Below are 16,761 nucleotides of genomic sequence, written 5' to 3'. Positions count from 1 at the left end.
GAAATGGACACGAACATTGTCATCCTGATCCTCGGCGTACTCGTCGTGGCCGGTGTCCTGGTGCTGCTGTGGCGAGGCCAGAAAGGCACCCGGCCGAGCACCCTCAAGCTCTCCCTGGCCGACATCTTCAAAATGGATCTGTCCCTGTCCCCGCAAAACACGGCACAGGCACAGGAAGACATCAGCGAGGCCGAGAAGACCAAGCCCGCTCAAAGCTCCCCGCGCGCACTTCCCGAACTGGGAGCGACGAGCGCGCTGGCCCGGGTGCTCTGGATCGACGACCATCCGGCCAACAACGTCTACGAAACCCTCGCGCTGGAGCGTCTCGGAAAGCTCGTCACCGCGGCGACCACCAGCGCGGCCGCGCGCATTTACCTCAGCCGGATGGACTTCGCCGCCGTCGTCACCAACCTCGGCCGCGACGACGACCCGGAGGCGGGCACCCGGTTCATCCAGGAACTCCGGTCCGCGGGCAATCGGATTCCGGTCGTGGTCTACACCGCGAACGCCAGTTCCAGCGCCGCAGCCGCCGCGAAGGCCGCGGGCGCGGACGCGGTGGTCGATCTCCCGCATCTTCTTGTCCAGGACATCGAAACCCGAGTCACGAGCAGCCGACGGAAGCACTGAATGCGCGCCGAGCGGCCTAGGCCCTCAGAGCTGGTTGACGTCCACGATCCGCACCACCGCGCTGCCCACCTCGTCCGAGGCGCGCAAATCGACCTCCGCGCTGATTCCCCAGTCATGGTCGCCGGCCGGATCGTCGAAGATCTGCCGGACCCGCCACACATCCGGCTCCTGCTCGATCAGCAGCAAAGCCGGGCCGCGCGCGTCCGGGCCGATTCCGAGGGAATCGTGTTCGTCGAAGTAGTCCTCGATCGCGTCTTCCCAGGCGTCCGCGTCCCAGCCAGAGGCGGCGTCCAGCGAGCCCAGTTCGTCGTACGCCCGGCGCGAAGCCAGCTCCACGCGGCGGAACAACTCGTTGCGCACCAGCACCCGGAACGCCCGCTCGTTGCGCGTGACCGCGGGCGGTTCGGCCGGCGGGCGATGCGACACCGGGCCTTCCTCGTCCGGATGCCGCAGCGCTTCCCATTCGTCCAGCAGGCTCGAGTCGACCTGGCGCACCAATTCGCCGAGCCATTCGATGAGGTCCTGCAGCGGTTCGGTCTTCGCCTCGTCCGGCACCGTGTGCCGCAACGCGTCGTAGGTGTCGGCGAGATAGCGCAGCACCAGGCCTTCGGAACGCGCGAGCTGATAAAAGCCCACGTATTCCACGAAGTTCATCGCGCGCTCGTACATATCGCGCACCACCGACTTCGGCGACAGCTCGTAATCCGCCACCCACGGATGTCCAGCGCGATACGACTGGTAAGCCGCGTTGAGCAGTTCCTCCAACGGTTTCGGGTACGTGACGGACTCGAGAAGCTCCATCCGTTCGTCGTACTCGATCCCGTCGGCCTTCATCGCCTGCACGGCCTCGCCGCGAGCCTTGAACTGCTGCTGCGACAGCACCGGCCGCGGATTGTCCACTGTGGATTCCACAATGGACACGACGTCCAGCGCGTACGACGGGGACTCCATGTCCAGCAGCTCGATCGCGGCCAGTGCGAACGGCGAAAGCGGCTGGTTCAACGCGAAATCGAACTGCAGGTCCACCGTCAGGCGGACAATGCGCCCCTCGGCATCGGGTTCGGGGAGCTTCTCCACGACACCGGCGGCGAGCAGCGAACGGTAGATCTCGATCGCCCGCAGGATCAGCTTCCGCTGCGTCGGACGGTCCGAATGGTTGTCCTCCAGCAGATGCCGCATCGCGTCGAACGCGTTGCCCGGCCGGGAAATCACGTTCAGCAGCATCGAGTGGCTGACCTGGAAGCTGGACGTGAGCGGCTCCGGATCGGCCGCGATCAGCCGGTCGAACGTGCTCTCGGTCCAGTTGACGAAGCCCTCCGGCGCTTTCTTCCGGACGATCTTCTTTTTCTTCTTCGGGTCGTCGCCCGCTTTCTCCAGCGCCTTCGCGTTCTCCACCACGTGATCCGGAGCCTGCACGACCACGTAACCGTCGGTGTCGTACCCGGCCCGGCCCGCGCGTCCGGCGATCTGGTGGAACTCGCGCGCCTTCAGATGCCGCTGGCGCACACCGTCGTACTTAGTCAGCGCCGAGAACACCACGGTCCGGATCGGCACGTTGATGCCGACGCCGAGAGTGTCCGTCCCGCAGATCACCTTCAGCAGCCCGGACTGCGCCAGCGTTTCGACCAGCCGCCGGTACTTCGGCAGCATGCCCGCGTGGTGCACGCCGATGCCGTGCCGCACGAGCCGCGAGAGCGTCTTGCCGAATCCGGCGGAGAACCGGAAGTCGCCGAGCAGGTCGGCGATCGCTTCCTTCTCCGCCTTGGTGGTGACGTTGATGCTCATCAGCGTCTGCGCCCGTTCGATGGCCGCGGCCTGCGAGAAATGGACGACATACACCGGCGCCTGGCCGCCGTTGAGCAGCTCGGACATCGTTTCGTGCAGCGGCGTGAGCGCGTACCGGAAGGTGAGCGGCACCGGCCGCTGCGCCGAAGTGACCACCGCGGTCGGCCGTCCGGTCCGCCGGGTCAGGTCCTTTTCGAAGAACGAAACGTCGCCGAGCGTGGCCGACATGAGCACGAACTGCGCGTTCGGCAGTTCGATCAGCGGGACCTGCCACGCCCAGCCGCGGTCCGGTTCCGAGTAGAAGTGGAACTCGTCCGCGACGACCTGGCCGACCGGGGCGCCGGCGCCGTCGCGCAACGCGATGTTCGCCAAGATTTCCGCGGTGCAGCAGATGATCGGCGCGTCCGCGTTGACGCTCGAATCGCCGGTCATCATGCCGACCTGATCAGCCCCGAAGATCTCGATGAGCTGGAAGAACTTCTCCGAGACCAGCGCTTTGATGGGCGCGGTGTAAAAACTGCGTTTGCCGTGTGCGAGCGCGGTGAAGTGCGCGCCGACCGCGACGAGGCTTTTGCCGGAGCCGGTCGGCGTCGACAGGATGACGTTGGCCCCGGAGACGACCTCGATCACCGCCTCCTCCTGCGCCGGGTACAGCTCGATGCCCCGTTCCGCCGTCCACGTCGTGAAGGCTTCGAACAGGGCATCTGCGTCGGGATCCGCTGGCAGGAGGTCGGTGAGAGTCATCGTGCCGCCCATCGTGCCATCCCCGTGCCGCCCGCAGGTGCAGGGGAGATCGCGGGTGCTTGCCCTAACCCGTAGGCTTCCGGTACCGCGCGCTGCCGGAGGGGACGGAAAGGCGGGCGCGCACACGGGCGGTACTCGCGGAGGATTCGGCAATGGCACAGGACATCATCCCGATCGAGCTCGGGCTGCCGCAGGGCGACGTGGTCACCCTCTGGGCCCCGCGGTGGCGGGAGGACGGCGAGGAGTGGGAAGCGTTCCTCGGCGACGAGGACGACCTGTACGCCTTCCCGGACGCCGCGCACCTAGCCGCCTTCGTGCGCACGGCCGAGCAGCACGACCTGCTCGACCACCCGGCGTGGGACGCGGTGCCCGCGCTGAACGTGCCCGAGCTGATCCCGGACGACGACCACTCGTACGACCTCGTCGGCGTGCCCGAACTGGTCGCCGAGGAGCCGGACTCGTGGACGATCGGCGAACTGGCCGAGATCGTCGGCATCGTGCGTTCGCTCGCCGACGTGTGCGAGCTGGACGAGGTGCACGAGGTGCTCGACGCCTACGAGGGCTTCTCGCTGCTGGAGCAGGGCCGGCTGCCGTTCACCGGGCGCGAGGGCGAAGCGCTGTGGAACGACCTGTCGAAGGCCGTCTCCGAGAAGTGGGACACCGTGCTCGACGCGATCGACAACCTGGTGACGGTGCCGGAGGTCGACGCCGCGGTGCTGGAGCAGACCGCCGAAGAGCTGGCCGCCTTCCACGAGGAATCCGCCGAGGCGGAGGCCGGTGAAGAGGACGGCGGGCCGGAAGACCTCGAAGCGGTCGACGCCGAGGACGAGGACGCCGAGGACGAGCCGGTCGGCTTCTGGGGCGAGGTCGGCATCGACCCGATCAAGATCGTCACCTCCGGCGCGGAGTACTACACGCTGCGCTGCTACCTCGACGACAAGCCGGTGTTCCTCGGCAACGAGGGCGAGATCGACGTGTTCAGCTCGCCGAAGGCGCTGCTCAAGGCGATCAAGGCGGGTGACGAGCTCGCCGACACCGACCTCGCCGGGGTGTCCACTTGGGACGAGGTGCGCGAGAAGGCGGCGGCAGGCGAGCTCGAGATCGAGGTCGACACCGACAACACCTACGTCTTCCCCGGCCTCGACGAGGACATCGCCGAGGGCCCGGAGTCGATCGACCCGACCCAGCTGGAACTGGCCGTCGAGCTGATCACCGACGCCGCCGAATGGGCTGGCGACGACACCGTCGAAACCGCGCTGGCGGCCAACGAAAGCCTCGGCTGGCTGGTGTCGTTCGTGCTGCGGCCGGACCCGAGCCGGCTCGAGCCGAGCGCTCCGTTCGACACCGAGCAGAGCGCCTGGCGCAAGCTGGTCGAGGACTTCGAGAACCGCCTCACGGTGGTCTGAACCTCTGAGACCTGCTAGAGGGCGTCGAACACGCTCTCGGCCGAGTCACCGGCGGAGAACATCTTCCAGGCGACGCCGGCGATCGCATCCGGATCCAGGGTGTGACCGCCGGCGTCGCCGTATTTTTCCCGCTGCGAGACGACCATCCGGTGAATGTCGCCGCGTTCGACCAGACCGCCGATGATCAGGCTGCCCGCGTACACGCCGGTGCCGGCCAGCCCCTCGTGCAGTGTCCGCGCGTAGTTCCGCAGCGCCGCTGACGACACCGCGAGCGCGCCGAGCGCGGGCATCGGCCGCACCGCGCTGAGCCCGCCGGCGAACAGGAATCCGCCGCTGCCGCGTTCCAGCATGCCCGGCAGCAGTTTGCCCACCACCTCGACCGCCGGATACACCCAGCTCATCGCCTTCTCGACGGCTTCGGCGGTCGCGTCGGTGATGTCCGTAGGCATGCTGTCCGGTTCGATCGCGGCGGGGCCGTAGTAGGCGACGTCGATGACCCCGAACCGTTCGGTGATTTTGTCGAGTGTCGCTCCGATTCCGTTCCGGACGTCGCCGGCGAACGCTTCCGCGTTGTCGAGTTCGGCCAGGTAGGCCGGGTGCCGCTCAGCGGTACGCGAAACGAGCGCGACGTTGTATCCCTCCCCAGCGAACCGGCGTGCCATGGACATTCCGAGGCCGGGTCCGACTCCGAGAACGACAGCGGTCGGGCGAGTGGTCATGACTTGGCTTCCTTCCCCAGCGATAAGTCGAGGGCACCCTCGACTTTGCTCGCCAAGCTACCACAAAACCCGAGGGCGGCCTCGACTTTGTACGATGGGACCCATGGCCACCGGATCGAAGCCGTTGCGCGCGGATGCCGCCCGCAACCGCGACAAGCTGCTGGCCGCCGCGACGCGCGCGTTCGGCGAGCACGGCCTCGACGCGCCGCTGGAGCAGATCGCCCGCAGCGCCGGGGTCAGCATCGGCACGCTGTACGCGCACTTCCCGACCCGGGACGCCTTTGTCGACGCGATCCTGCCCGCGCAGATCGCCGCGCTGGACGAACTGGCGACGAAGGCGTTAGCGGAACCTGACCCGTGGCAGGGGTTCACCGAGTTCCTCGACGGGCTATTCGCCTTGCAGGCCAAGGATCACGGCCTCAACGACGCACTCGCCCGGCGGATGCCGTTGAGCCCGGCCGTGCTGGAGGCGTGCCACGCCGGGTTCGTACACGCGGCGCGAGTTTTGGACCGGGCGAAGGAATCCGGTCAGCTGCGCGCGGATTTCGAGCCAGAGGATCTCGCCCCGCTGGTTACCGCGATGTCGCCGCTGATCCATGAACCGACGGAAACCTGGCGGCGGCATTTGGCGTTCTTCCTCGACGGGCTCAAGGTCTCGTGAGTGGCAATCCCGGTTCTAACCGGGATTGCCACTCACGACCCCTACCCCTCCGCACTTTCCGCCCGCACCGGCACCAACCCTATTGCCAGCAGCGGGAAAATCGCCGCCACGCAATACGCCAGCGCATACCGGCTGTCCCCGATCACCAAGCCCAGCAACGGCGGCGTCGCCGACGCGGCGATGTTCTGCGCGGTGTTCTGCGTCCCCATCGCGCGACCCGACCATGCGACCCCGGCCAGCTCAGCCGATGCCGTAAAGCCAAGACCGTTGTCCGCCACCGTGATCACCGCCGCCAGCACGAGCGCGGCCAGCACCAGCCAGAGCCAAGTCGCGTCCCCGACCGCGACCAGCAGCATCACGACCACACTCGCGACGGCGAGCTGCCGCATCGGCCGCAACCGGCTGCCGACGCGGTCCGACCAATACCCCGACGCCAGCCGCCCGAGCGCGCCGAGCACCTGCGCCACCGCGACGAACACCCCGGCCTGCGCAGCGGTCCACTGATGCTGCGACACCAGATACACCGGCGCGAACGCGGACACCGCGAACTGCGGCACCACCAACAGCGCGCTCGCGCCGTGCACACGCCACAGCCACGGCTTGCGATACGGCGACGGCGGCCGCTCCCTCTTCGCCGCGCGCGGCGGCCGCGGCGGGTCCACAACGAACAGCGCCACCAAGAGCGCCACGCCGACCGCCAGCACGGCGGGGAGCAGCATCGCCGCCTGGAACCCCCACTGCGCGGCCAGCGGCGGCAGCCCGAGCGCGGCCACTCCGACCCCCAGCGGCTGCGCCGTCTGCCGGATCCCCATCGCGACGCCGCGCTCGGATTTCGCGAACCAGCCCATCACGACCCGGCCGCTCGCCGCGTTCACCGAAGCCGTGCACGCACCGGCTACGAGAAACACTCCAAAGAGAAGTCCGACCGGGTGGTGCCACAGGGCGGCGTACACGAGGAGTAACCCCGATACGCCCAGGCCCAGCGCCATGATGAGGCGCTCGCCGTAACGGTCCGCAGCCGCGCCCCACGCGATGAGCGTGAGCAGCAGGCCGATGCTCGGCGCGGCGACGACCGTGCCCGCCTGCGCCAGCGTCAAATGGTCGGCCTCGCGCATGGCGGGCACGAGAAACGGCAGCCCGTAAAGGAACGAGCAGCTGGCGGTCTGCGCGGCGAGACCGAGCGCAAGGATCAGCCACCGCCGCGAGCCGCCTTTTTGCCGCACCTGCTCCCCGGTCTCGACCTGCGCCATTCCGTCCACCGTCTCATTAGTTGAGAAGTATGTCTTACATAGTGAACGATAGTTGGCATGGCTAACGAACGCAACCGCCTTTCGGGGCGGCCGCGTCCGAAGGGCCGGGGCTCAGCTGAGCGCCGCGTACCCGGGTTTAACGACCTTCTCGATCAGCTCGAGCCGCTCGTCGAAATCGAGGAACGCGGATTTCATGGCGTTGATCGTGAACCAGCGGAAGTCGTCGAGGCCGAAGCCGAACGTCTCGGCCAGCGCGGCGAATTCACTGGTCATCGTGCAGCCGCTCATCAGCCGGTTGTCGGTGTTGACGGTGACGCGGAAGCGCAGCCGGGCGAGCAGGCCGATGGGATGCTCGGCCAGCGACGGCACGGTTCCGGTCTGGACATTCGACGAGGGGCAGATCTCCAGCGGGATCCGCCGGTCCCGGACGTAGCCCGCCAACCGTCCAAGATGGACATTTCCGTCGGCGTCGGCGGTGATGTCCTCGACGATCCGGACGCCGTGCCCGAGCCGTTCCGCACCGCAGTACTGGATTGCCTCGCCGATCGACGGAAGTCCGAACGCTTCGCCGGCATGAATAGTGAAGTGTGCATTGTTCCGGCGCAAATAGTCGAATGCGTCCAGATTTCGGGTGGGCGGGAATCCGTCCTCCGGTCCGGCGATGTCGAATCCGGCCACCCCGGCGTCGCGGTAGCGCACCGCGAGTTCGGCGATCTCGAGCGCGCGGGCGTGCTGGCGCATCCCGCACAACAGCGTCCGCACCCGGATCCGCCCGCCGCCCGCGGCTACCCTCCGCATCCCTTCCGCGAAACCCTCTTGGACAGCCTCAACCACTGCATCGAGTGACAGCCCGCGTTCCACGAACAGCTCCGGCGCGTACCGCAGCTCGGCGTAGACGACCCCGTCCGCGGCCAGGTCTTCCACTGCTTCAGCGGCAACCCTGACCAGCGCTTCCTCCGTTTGCATGACCCCACACGTATGGGCGAACGTCTCGAGATACGACACGAGGGAACCGGAGTCCGCCGCGGCGCGGAACCAGCGGCCCAGTTCGTCCGGATCCGTCGCGGGAAGGTCCCGGTAGCCGAGATTCTCGGCGAGTTCGGCCACCGTGCCGGGGCGCAAGCCGCCGTCGAGGTGATCGTGGAGCAGGACCTTGGGGGCGCGGCGCAGGATCTCCGCGCTCAACGGGGTTACGTCCGACATGCTCCAACGGTAGCCTCGCTGTCATTCCCCTACCTGGCCGTAACCGAGAGCACCGGAACAACCCTCTGCTCAGCACTGTGCGCAAGGAATCGGCCATCCGGGTGGCGCGCCCCTTATCCGCGTTCCCCGGGGGCCATACGCACAGCAATTTTCTTCATCGATAAGCTCGGGTCAGTCCCTTCCATTTTCCCCGCCGACGAAGGACACCGCAGTGACCACTGACAACCACATTGCCGCTCCGTCGTTCGACCGGATGCGCAACATGCTGGTGCGCGCGGCCGAGGTTCGTGAGAGCGAGCAGCAGCAGATCTTCGACGCGCTCGACGACATCTACGCCCGGCTCGCGCCGGTGGACTCCCTGGGCGCGGTGCGCAAGCGGCTGTCGGAACTGCCGGACCGGACCGAGGTCGGGGTGCTGGCGGAACGCCTCGACGAGGCGATGACGCGGCTGGAGTCCCAGGACAACGCGATCGCCGCGCTCACGCACGCGGTGGAGAGCATCGTCGACAAGCTGGCGAAGCCCTTCGCCCAGCTCGACGGACGCCTCGACGGCGTGGCGGCGCGGTTCGAGGGCGTCGCGGGCCGGATGGACGGGCTCGAGGACAAGCTGCAGAACATCCACCGCCGCCTCGACGAGCTGGGCGGGCACCTGGACAAGCAGGACGCGAAGCTCGAATCGCTGCCGCAGACGACGCAGGGCCCGATCCGCGACCGGATCGAGATGGCCGAGACGTCGCTGCGCGAGCGGATCGAGACCACGGACCAGGAACTGCGCTCGCGCGTGGACGAACTGGACCGCGCGACGAAGGAACGCATCGCGACCGCGACCGACGCGCTGAAGAGCGCGGTCTCCGACACCGGCGAGATGATCGACCCGGCCGCGCGGCTGGACTCGGTGGGCACGAAGCTCGAAACGATCACCCAGCGTCTCGACGACCTGTCCAGCCGCATCGACAAGGTCGAGGACGACGTCACCGGCCGCATCGGCGACCTGGACGGCTCGGTCCGCAGCGGTCTGTCGAAGGTCGAAGGCACGCTGTCGAAGCAGCCGGACACCGACGCGGTCGACTCGCTGGTGCGCCGCAGCAACGACGAATCCGTGCGCCGCATCGGCGGCCAGCTGGACGAAGCGATGGCGACCTTCGCGGAACTCATGCTCGGCGGCGGACCCGCGGTGCAGCAGATCGCCCCGCCGCCGCCCGCCCCGCGGCAGCCGCGCCGCAGCTCGCGGAACGGGCGTTCGCCCAAGGCCGCTGACGCCAAGGCGAAGGCCGGCGGCGACTCGGACGAGTCGACTGACTGACGCTCTTTGCACGAAGCCCCCCGTCCGGGATCCGGACGGGGGCTTCGTCGTTCAAGGCGTCAAGGCCGAACCGTGTCCAGCACGATCCCCGTCGCAGCAGGTGCCTCCGCACCCACCGAGAACCCGCCTTCCAAAGCAGCAAGAGCAGCAGGCAAGGCATCCGGAGTGTCCGTGTGCAGTTCCAGCAACGGCTCCCCCTCCACCACCGCGTCGCCTGGCTTCGCGTGGCACAGGATTCCCGCCGCGGCCTGCACCGGGTCTTCCTTCCGCGCCCGACCGGCCCCGAGCCGCCAAGCCGCGACGCCCACCGCGTAGGCGTCCAGCGAGGTCAGCACCCCCGAAGCAGGCGCCGGGACGACGTGCACCGTAGAAGGACGCGGCAACTCAGCCGAGGGATCCCCGCCCTGTGCGGCGATCATCCGGGCCCACACTTCGTAAGCCTCACCGGACGCCAGCACCTCGGCCGGATCGACGGAAATGCCCGCCAACGCCAGCATCTCCCGAGCCAGCGCCACCGTCAGTGCAACGACGTCAGCGGGGCCGCCACCGCGGAGGACCTCAACCGCCTCGGCAACCTCCACCGCGTTCCCGACGGCCCGGCCGAGCGGCGTGCTCATGTCGGTGATCAACGCGGTGCAAGCCACGCCGTGCGCGGTGCCGATGTCCACGAGCGTCCGCGCCAGCAGTTGCGCCTCCGGCACGGTCTTCATGAACGCCCCGGAGCCGGCCTTCACATCCAGTACCAGCCCCGAAGCGCCTTCGGCGATCTTCTTGCTCATGATCGAGCTGGCGATCAACGGCACCGACTCGACCGTCGACGTGACGTCCCGCAGCGCATAAAGCTTCTTGTCCGCCGGAGCCAACCCCTCGGTCGCCGCGCAGACCACGGCGCCGACTGAGTTCAGCTGCGCCGCGATCTCGTCCAGAGACAAAGCCGCGCGCCAACCGGGAATCGACTCCAGTTTGTCCAGCGTCCCGCCGGTGTGGCCGAGCCCGCGACCGGACAGCTGCGGCACCGCGGCACCGCACGCGGCGACCAGCGGAGCCAGCGGCAAGGTGATCTTGTCCCCGACTCCGCCGGTCGAGTGCTTGTCCACGGTCGGGCGCGCGACATCCAGCGAAAGCCGCGAGCCCGAGTCGATCATCGCGCCGGTCCAGCGCGCGATCTCGCCGTCGTCCATGCCACGCAAGAAAATCGCCATGGCCAGCGCGGCCATCTGCTCTTCCGCGACCGCTCCGTGGGTATAGGCGTCGACGACCCAGTCGATCTGTTCGTCACTCAGCTGCCCGCCGTCCCGCTTGGTCCGGATGACGTCTACCGCAGTGAAAGTCATGGCAGATCCTCCGGCCCGAACGCGTCCGGCAGCACCTCCGACATCGGCAGCACTCCGCGCGGAGTGTCGACCAGGCAAGAGGAACCGCCGAGCTCGAACAGGATCTGCCGGCACCGTCCACAAGGCATCAACAGCTCACCCGCACCGCTACGGCAAGCCACCGCAACCAAACGGCCGCCGCCGGACAGTCGCAATTGTCCGGCCATTGTGCACTCAGCGCACAAACCCAAGCCGTACGAGGCGTTTTCGACATTGCAACCCGTCACCTGCCGACCATCGTCCACAATGGCCGCGACGCCGACATGCAGTCCCGAATAAGGTGCGTAAGCGTGCGAAGCAGCCGAAACCGCGGCCGCACGCAACGCCTCCCAGTCCACTTCGGACATCAGTCGCCCTCACCTCGCCGATACTGCGCACCATCCGCCTTCGGCGGCCGAAGTCGTTGCGACGCAACGGCTAGCACGATCAGCGTCACGAAGTGCGCGGTGTACGGGATCAAGTCGCTCGGCAGCGTGTCGTTGGTCCAGTAGATCGCGTACAGAATCCCAGCGCCGACGACGCCGAGCGCAGCCGCGATCCAGCGCTTCCGGATCAGCTGCACGATCACGATGATCGCCAGCAGAATGACCGCGCCGTACAGCAGCGCCAGCACCGCGTCGCCACCACCGGCGAGTTGCAGACCGTCGGAGTACCCGAACAGCGCGGCACCGCCGAGCAGCCCGCCCGGTCGCCAGTTGCCGAAGATCATCGCGGCCAGGCCGATGTACCCGCGGCCGTTCGTCTGGTTTTCCAGGTAGTCCGCCCCGCCCTTGAGCAGCACCAGCGAGGCACCGCCCATGCCCGCGAACCCGCCGGAGATCAGCACGCCGACGTACTTGTAGCGGTACACGTTCACGCCGAGCGACTCGGCCGCGACCGGGTTCTCGCCGCACGAACGCAGCCGCAGGCCGAACCGCGTGCGCCAGAGAATCCAGTAGCTCACCGGGATCAGCACGATCGCGATCATGGTCAGCGGCGCGACTCCGGTCACCAGCCCGCGCAGAATGCCCGCGACATCGGACAATCCGACGCGCTGCTGGTCTTCCAGCGACCCCAGCCAGTCCGACAGCCCGGCCGCCGAATAGGTGTCGAATTTCGGCACCGGCGGCGACTGGCGCGGGTTGCCCGACAGCGGTTCGAAAATCAGGTTCGCCAGATACTTCGCGACGCCGAGCCCGAGCAGGTTGATCGCGACACCGGAGACGATGTGGTTGACGTTGAACGTCACCGTCGCCACCGCGTGCAGCAGTCCGCCCAGCGCGCCGAACGCGATCGCGGCCAGCAGGCCGACCCACGCGCCGCCGTAATAAGCGCCCCAGGCCGCACCCCAGGTGCCGAGGATCATCATGCCTTCGAGGCCGATGTTGATCACGCCCACGCGCTCGGCCCACAGCCCGCCCAGCGCACACAGCAGGATCGGCAGCGCCAGCCGCAGCGCGGTCGACGCGGTGTTGCTGGACGTCAGCGCCGAAACATCGGTTGCGTACGACGCGGTCGACATGACCGCGATCGCGACCACGGCCCAGATCACGCCGCGCAGCCAGCCGGGGATCCGCGGCCGCTTGCGCTTGATCGGCATCGGCGTCCCGGACTCCGGACCCGGCCGGGAGAACTCCGTCGTGGTGGTCACACCGCACCGCCTTCCGCGACCGAGGCGCCCTTGCGGCCGTTGCCGGCGAGCGCCCTGCCCACCCTGCGCTGTTCCGCGGCGAGGTCGGCCCGGCGCACGATCTCGTACGCCACGACGACCGAGAGCACGATGATGCCCTGCATGATCGTCGCGATCTCCTTGGACACGTTGATCTGCTCCAGCGACACCGCGGAGGTGTCCAGGAACGCCCACAGCAGCGCGCCGAACGCGATGCCGCCGGGGTGGTTGCGGCCGAGCAGCGCGACCGCGATGCCGGTGAAGCCGTACATCTGGGTCGCGGTGATGCCGTAGCTGTAGTCACGGCCGAGCAGTTCCGGCATGGCGACCAGACCGGCCACCGCACCGGACAGCAGCATCGCGATGAGCGTCATCTTCTTCGCGCTCACGCCACCGGCCGCGGCCGCCGTCGCGGACTCGCCGCTCGCCTTCAGCTCGAAGCCGAACCGGGTGCGGTTCAGCATGAACCAGTACGCGCCGCCGATCACGATCGCGATGAACACGAACCCGAACAGCGTGCCCGACCCCAGCGGGATGCCCGGGATCCGGCCGGACGGCGCGATCACCCTGGTCCCGATGTTGTTGCCGGTCTGCACGCCGAACTGGTCGGCGTTGATCAGGAACGCGATGATGCCCGCGACGATCGAGTTCAGCATGATCGTCGAGATGACCTCGCTGACGCCGCGGGTCACCTTGAGCACCGCCGGGATCGTCGCGTACAGCGCCCCGGAAACGATGGCCACCAGCAAGATCACGATGGTGTGGATGACCGGCGGCAGCTGCAGCGCCCCGCCGATGATCGCGGCGACCACCGCGGCGAACCGGTACTGGCCCTCGACGCCGATGTTGAACAGGTTCATCTGGAACCCGATCGCCACCGCGAGGCCGGACAGGTAGTACACCGTCGCGAGGTTCACCGTGTCGACCGCGGTGGAACCCTTGAACAGCTGGCCGATCATCGTCCCGTACGCCTGCAATGGGTCGGCACCGGAGATGACGAGCGCGATCGCGGACAGGATCACTGCGAACGCGATCGCGAGCAGAGGCGGCAACAGCCGCGTGCGCCACGAACTCATGAGTCTTCACCTTCTTCGGCGCCGGTCATGGCGGAACCGAGTTCCTGCGGGGTGACGGTGGCCGGGTTCGCCTCGCTCACGAGCCGCCCGCGCAGCATCACGCGAATGGTGTCGGACAACCCGATCAGCTCGTCGAGGTCCGCGGAAATCAGCAGCACGGCGAGGCCGTCGGCACGTGCCTGGCGGATCTGCTCCCAGATCAGCGCCTGCGCGCCGACGTCGACGCCGCGCGTCGGATGCGAAGCGATCAGCAGCACCGGGTTGCCGGACAGCTCGCGCCCGACGATCAGCTTCTGCTGGTTGCCGCCGGACAGCGCGGCGGCCGGAACGTCGATGCCGGGCGTGCGGACGTCGTACTCGCGCACGATCCGTTCGGTGTCCTCGCGCGCGCCCGCGATGTTGAGCAGTTGCCCGCCGGACACCGGTTCCCGCGTCTGGTAGCCGAGAATCCGGTTGACCCACAACGGTTGCGTGAGCAGCAGGCTGTGCCGCGTGCGGTCCTCGGCGATGTAGCCGATGCCCGCCTCGCGCCGCGCCAGCGTGCCCAGCTTGACCAGGTCGTGCGTCTCGCCGTCCGGCGGCGTCAGCTCGATGTGGCCGCCGCTCGCCTTGCGCATCCCCATGATCGTCTCGACCAGTTCGGTCTGGCCGTTGCCCTCGACGCCCGCGATGCCGAGCACCTCGCCCGCGTGCACGGTGAAGGAGATGTCGTCGAGCACGTTGCGCTCGGACCCCTCGGCGGACAGCCGCAGCTCGCGTACCCGCAGAACCTCGCGGTCGGTCACCGTCGACTCGCGCGTCTCCGGGCTCGGCAGCTCCGAACCGACCATCATCTCGGCCAGCTCGCGGCTGGTGATCTTCTTCGGATCCGCGGTGCCGACCGTGGTGCCGCGCCGGATCACGGTGACCGTGTCGGCGATCGCGCGCACCTCGTCGAGCTTGTGCGAGATGAAGAGGAAGGTGTAGCCGTCGGCCTGCATTTCGCGGACGGTCGTGAACAGCGCGTCCACTTCCTGCGGCACGAGCACGGCGGTCGGCTCGTCGAGAATGATGATTTTCGCGCCGCGGTAAAGGACTTTGACGATCTCGACGCGCTGCCGGTCGGCGACGCCGAGTTCCTCCAGCAGCGTGTCCGGCTTCGCGTGCAGCCCGGTCCGCTTCGACAGTTCCGCCAAACGCGCTCGCGCCGCGCGGCCGATGCCGTGCAGTGCCTCCGCGCCGAGGAACACGTTTTCCGCGACGGTCAGATTGTCGGCGAGCATGAAGTGCTGGTGCACCATGCCGATTCCGGCGCGGATGGCGTCCTGCGGGTTGCGCAGTCTCACCTCGCCGCCGTTGATGGCGATGCTGCCCTCGTCGGGCTGCTGCATCCCGTACAGGATCTTCATCAGGGTCGACTTGCCCGCGCCGTTCTCGCCGCACAGCGCGTGCACCTCGCCCGCCGCCACGGTGAGGTTCACGTCGGAGTTCGCGACGACGCCGGGGAACCGTTTGGTGATCCCGGTCAGCTGGACGGCCGGCACGCCCCGGTCGGGGACGGCTTCGGCCTCGATCTCGGTCATCGGAGGGGACATCCCGTTCTGTCGGAAACGCGTGAGGGCCCGGAAGGAAGATCCTTCCGAGCCCTGCCGCGTCATGAGCGTTACTTGGCCGGCTTGTCCGAAACCTTGATGGCACCGGAGACGATCTGGGCCTTGTACCCGTCGAGCACGTCCTTGATGTCGTCGACCTTGCCGCCGGAGGTCGAGTAGCCGACCCCGTCGGACTTGAGGTCGAAGCGCTTCGGCACCGTGCTCAGGTCGCCCTTCGCGACGGCCTGGAGGTACTCGAAGACCGCGACGTCGACGCGCTTGATCATCGAGGTGATGATGATGTCCTTGTCGGCGGCGACCGTCTTCTGGTTGTACTGGTCGGAGTCGACGCCGATGGCCAGCGCGTTGTTCTGCTTCGCCGCGTCGAACACGCCCTTACCGGAGGCGCCGGCAGCGTGGTAGACGACGTCCGCGCCGCGGGAGATCTCCGCGGCCGCCTTCGCGTTGCCCTTCGGCGGGTCCTGGAAACCGGAGAAGTCGCCGGCGGGCGTCAGGTACTCGTCCTCGATCTTGATCTTGCTCGAAACGGCCTTCGCGCCCTGCAGGAAGCCGGCCTCGAACTTCTGGATCAGCGGGGTGTTCACGCCGCCGACGAAGCCGACGTGGCACTTCTTGCTCTTGTACGCGGCGGCGACGCCGGCCAGGAACGAGCCCTGCTCCTCGGCGAAGACCAGCGGCGTGACGTTCGGGAGGCTGATCGAGTCGTCGTCGACGATCGCGAACTTGGTGTTCGGGTACTTGGTGGCGACGGCCTTGACCGACTGCGCGTACGCGAAACCGACCGCGACGATCGGGTTCAGGCCCTGCTGCGCCATCTGCTCGAGCCGCTGCTGCTTGGCGGCTTCGCTCTCGCTCGCGCTCGCGGTGCTCTCGTTCACGGTCGGGACGCCCAGGTCGGACTTCGCCCGGTCGGTGCCCGCGGCGGCCGCGTCGTTGAAGGAAGCGTCACCGCGACCGCCGACGTCGAAGGCCAGGCCGACCTTGAGCTTGCTGCCGTCGACCTTGCCCGAGGCGGCGCTGCTGCTCGTGGCGGCGGCAGGCGCGGCGGGCGGCTTCGGGGCGGTGATGCAGTTCGAGCCCGCGTTGCCGTCCGAACCGGACGCGTTGTTCTTGCTTCCCCCGGTGTCCTTCGCGCACCCGGCCAGTGCAAGCACCCCAGCCATGGTCGCGGCGGCCAGCGCGGTTCCACGCATGCGACGCAACGTGTGTCTCCCTCCCCGCTGATCCAGCGGACGATCCAGGAACGGCCCGGTCACGGTCGCCGGGCTCAACTGGCAGACCGTACCCAACCGCCGGGTAACCGCCATAGGAACGGCACGCTACGTAACACAAACGTTTACTCGGAGGGTCGATCCGCGACCAATCCGGCGCCGA

At 68.1% G+C, this 16,761-nt stretch carries 14 protein-coding genes; 4 read left to right on the top strand and 10 right to left on the bottom strand.

Translation table 11 applies throughout. From position 1 onward, the window contains the following. Positions 1-3 precede the first annotated feature (3 nt). Positions 4-627, top strand: coding sequence for a response regulator (locus L3Q65_RS40525; protein WP_182894540.1), 624 nt, complete (start codon positions 4-6; stop codon positions 625-627). Between the two features lie 24 nt (positions 628-651). On the opposite strand, the gene L3Q65_RS40520 is transcribed toward L3Q65_RS40525, so the two are convergent. Next, on the bottom strand, positions 652-3,156 hold the full coding sequence (locus L3Q65_RS40520) for an RNA helicase (RefSeq protein ID WP_182894677.1): 2,505 nt from the start codon (positions 3,154-3,156) through the stop codon (positions 652-654). A 152-nt stretch (positions 3,157-3,308) separates the two neighbouring features. Here L3Q65_RS40520 and L3Q65_RS40515 point away from each other — a divergent pair, with 152 nt between their 5' ends. Beyond that, positions 3,309-4,562: a primosomal protein gene (locus L3Q65_RS40515; protein WP_182894541.1), complete on the top strand. Its 1,254-nt coding sequence runs from the start codon at positions 3,309-3,311 to the stop codon at positions 4,560-4,562. 14 nt (positions 4,563-4,576) lie between these two features. Here L3Q65_RS40515 and L3Q65_RS40510 read toward each other — a convergent pair whose 3' ends face one another. After that, entirely contained in the window at positions 4,577-5,281 is a 705-nt protein-coding gene (locus L3Q65_RS40510) for an SDR family NAD(P)-dependent oxidoreductase (protein WP_182894542.1), read from the bottom strand. A gap of 103 nt (positions 5,282-5,384) precedes the next feature. Between L3Q65_RS40510 and L3Q65_RS40505 the strand changes: the two genes are divergently transcribed. Next, complete coding sequence (locus L3Q65_RS40505; RefSeq protein ID WP_237598007.1) at positions 5,385-5,942, top strand: TetR/AcrR family transcriptional regulator; 558 nt, start codon at positions 5,385-5,387, stop codon at positions 5,940-5,942. 41 nt (positions 5,943-5,983) lie between these two features. On the opposite strand, the gene L3Q65_RS40500 is transcribed toward L3Q65_RS40505, so the two are convergent. Further along, on the bottom strand, positions 5,984-7,192 hold the full coding sequence (locus L3Q65_RS40500) for an MFS transporter (RefSeq protein WP_182894544.1): 1,209 nt from the start codon (positions 7,190-7,192) through the stop codon (positions 5,984-5,986). Between the two features lie 111 nt (positions 7,193-7,303). Continuing rightward, positions 7,304-8,395 (bottom strand): adenosine deaminase, encoded by a 1,092-nt coding sequence (locus L3Q65_RS40495; protein WP_182894545.1) that lies wholly within the window; start codon positions 8,393-8,395, stop codon positions 7,304-7,306. Between the two features lie 211 nt (positions 8,396-8,606). Between L3Q65_RS40495 and L3Q65_RS40490 the strand changes: the two genes are divergently transcribed. Then, entirely contained in the window at positions 8,607-9,698 is a 1,092-nt protein-coding gene (locus L3Q65_RS40490; protein WP_237598006.1) for a PA containing protein, read from the top strand. 59 nt (positions 9,699-9,757) lie between these two features. Here the strand turns inward: L3Q65_RS40490 and L3Q65_RS40485 are convergent, their stop codons facing one another. The 6 genes from L3Q65_RS40485 to L3Q65_RS40460 form a co-directional block, all read right to left on the bottom strand. After that, positions 9,758-11,032, bottom strand: coding sequence for a thymidine phosphorylase (locus tag L3Q65_RS40485; protein ID WP_237598005.1), 1,275 nt, complete (start codon positions 11,030-11,032; stop codon positions 9,758-9,760). Then, the gene (locus L3Q65_RS40480) at positions 11,029-11,418 is read right to left on the bottom strand and encodes a cytidine deaminase (RefSeq protein WP_009072565.1); all 390 of its coding nucleotides are present in this window, start codon (positions 11,416-11,418) and stop codon (positions 11,029-11,031) included. The genes L3Q65_RS40485 and L3Q65_RS40480 overlap by 4 nt, the downstream gene beginning before the upstream one ends. Then, on the bottom strand, positions 11,418-12,650 hold the full coding sequence (locus tag L3Q65_RS40475) for an ABC transporter permease (RefSeq protein WP_237600998.1): 1,233 nt from the start codon (positions 12,648-12,650) through the stop codon (positions 11,418-11,420). The genes L3Q65_RS40480 and L3Q65_RS40475 overlap by 1 nt, the downstream gene beginning before the upstream one ends. Before the next feature lie 47 nt (positions 12,651-12,697). Continuing rightward, complete coding sequence (locus L3Q65_RS40470; RefSeq protein ID WP_182894547.1) at positions 12,698-13,795, bottom strand: ABC transporter permease; 1,098 nt, start codon at positions 13,793-13,795, stop codon at positions 12,698-12,700. Beyond that, positions 13,792-15,357, bottom strand: a complete 1,566-nt coding sequence (locus tag L3Q65_RS40465) for an ABC transporter ATP-binding protein (protein ID WP_182894548.1) — start codon at positions 15,355-15,357, stop codon at positions 13,792-13,794. The genes L3Q65_RS40470 and L3Q65_RS40465 overlap by 4 nt, the downstream gene beginning before the upstream one ends. An 80-nt stretch (positions 15,358-15,437) precedes the next feature. Continuing rightward, positions 15,438-16,580: a BMP family protein gene (locus tag L3Q65_RS40460; protein ID WP_182894549.1), complete on the bottom strand. Its 1,143-nt coding sequence runs from the start codon at positions 16,578-16,580 to the stop codon at positions 15,438-15,440. Positions 16,581-16,761 lie beyond the last annotated feature (181 nt).

The sequence above is a fragment of the Amycolatopsis sp. FU40 genome, from assembly GCF_021903635.1.
Lineage (GTDB): Bacteria > Actinomycetota > Actinomycetes > Mycobacteriales > Pseudonocardiaceae > Amycolatopsis > Amycolatopsis dendrobii.
The sequence above is the reverse complement of the archived record's forward strand: the minus strand, read 5'-3'. Positions and strand labels throughout refer to the sequence as shown.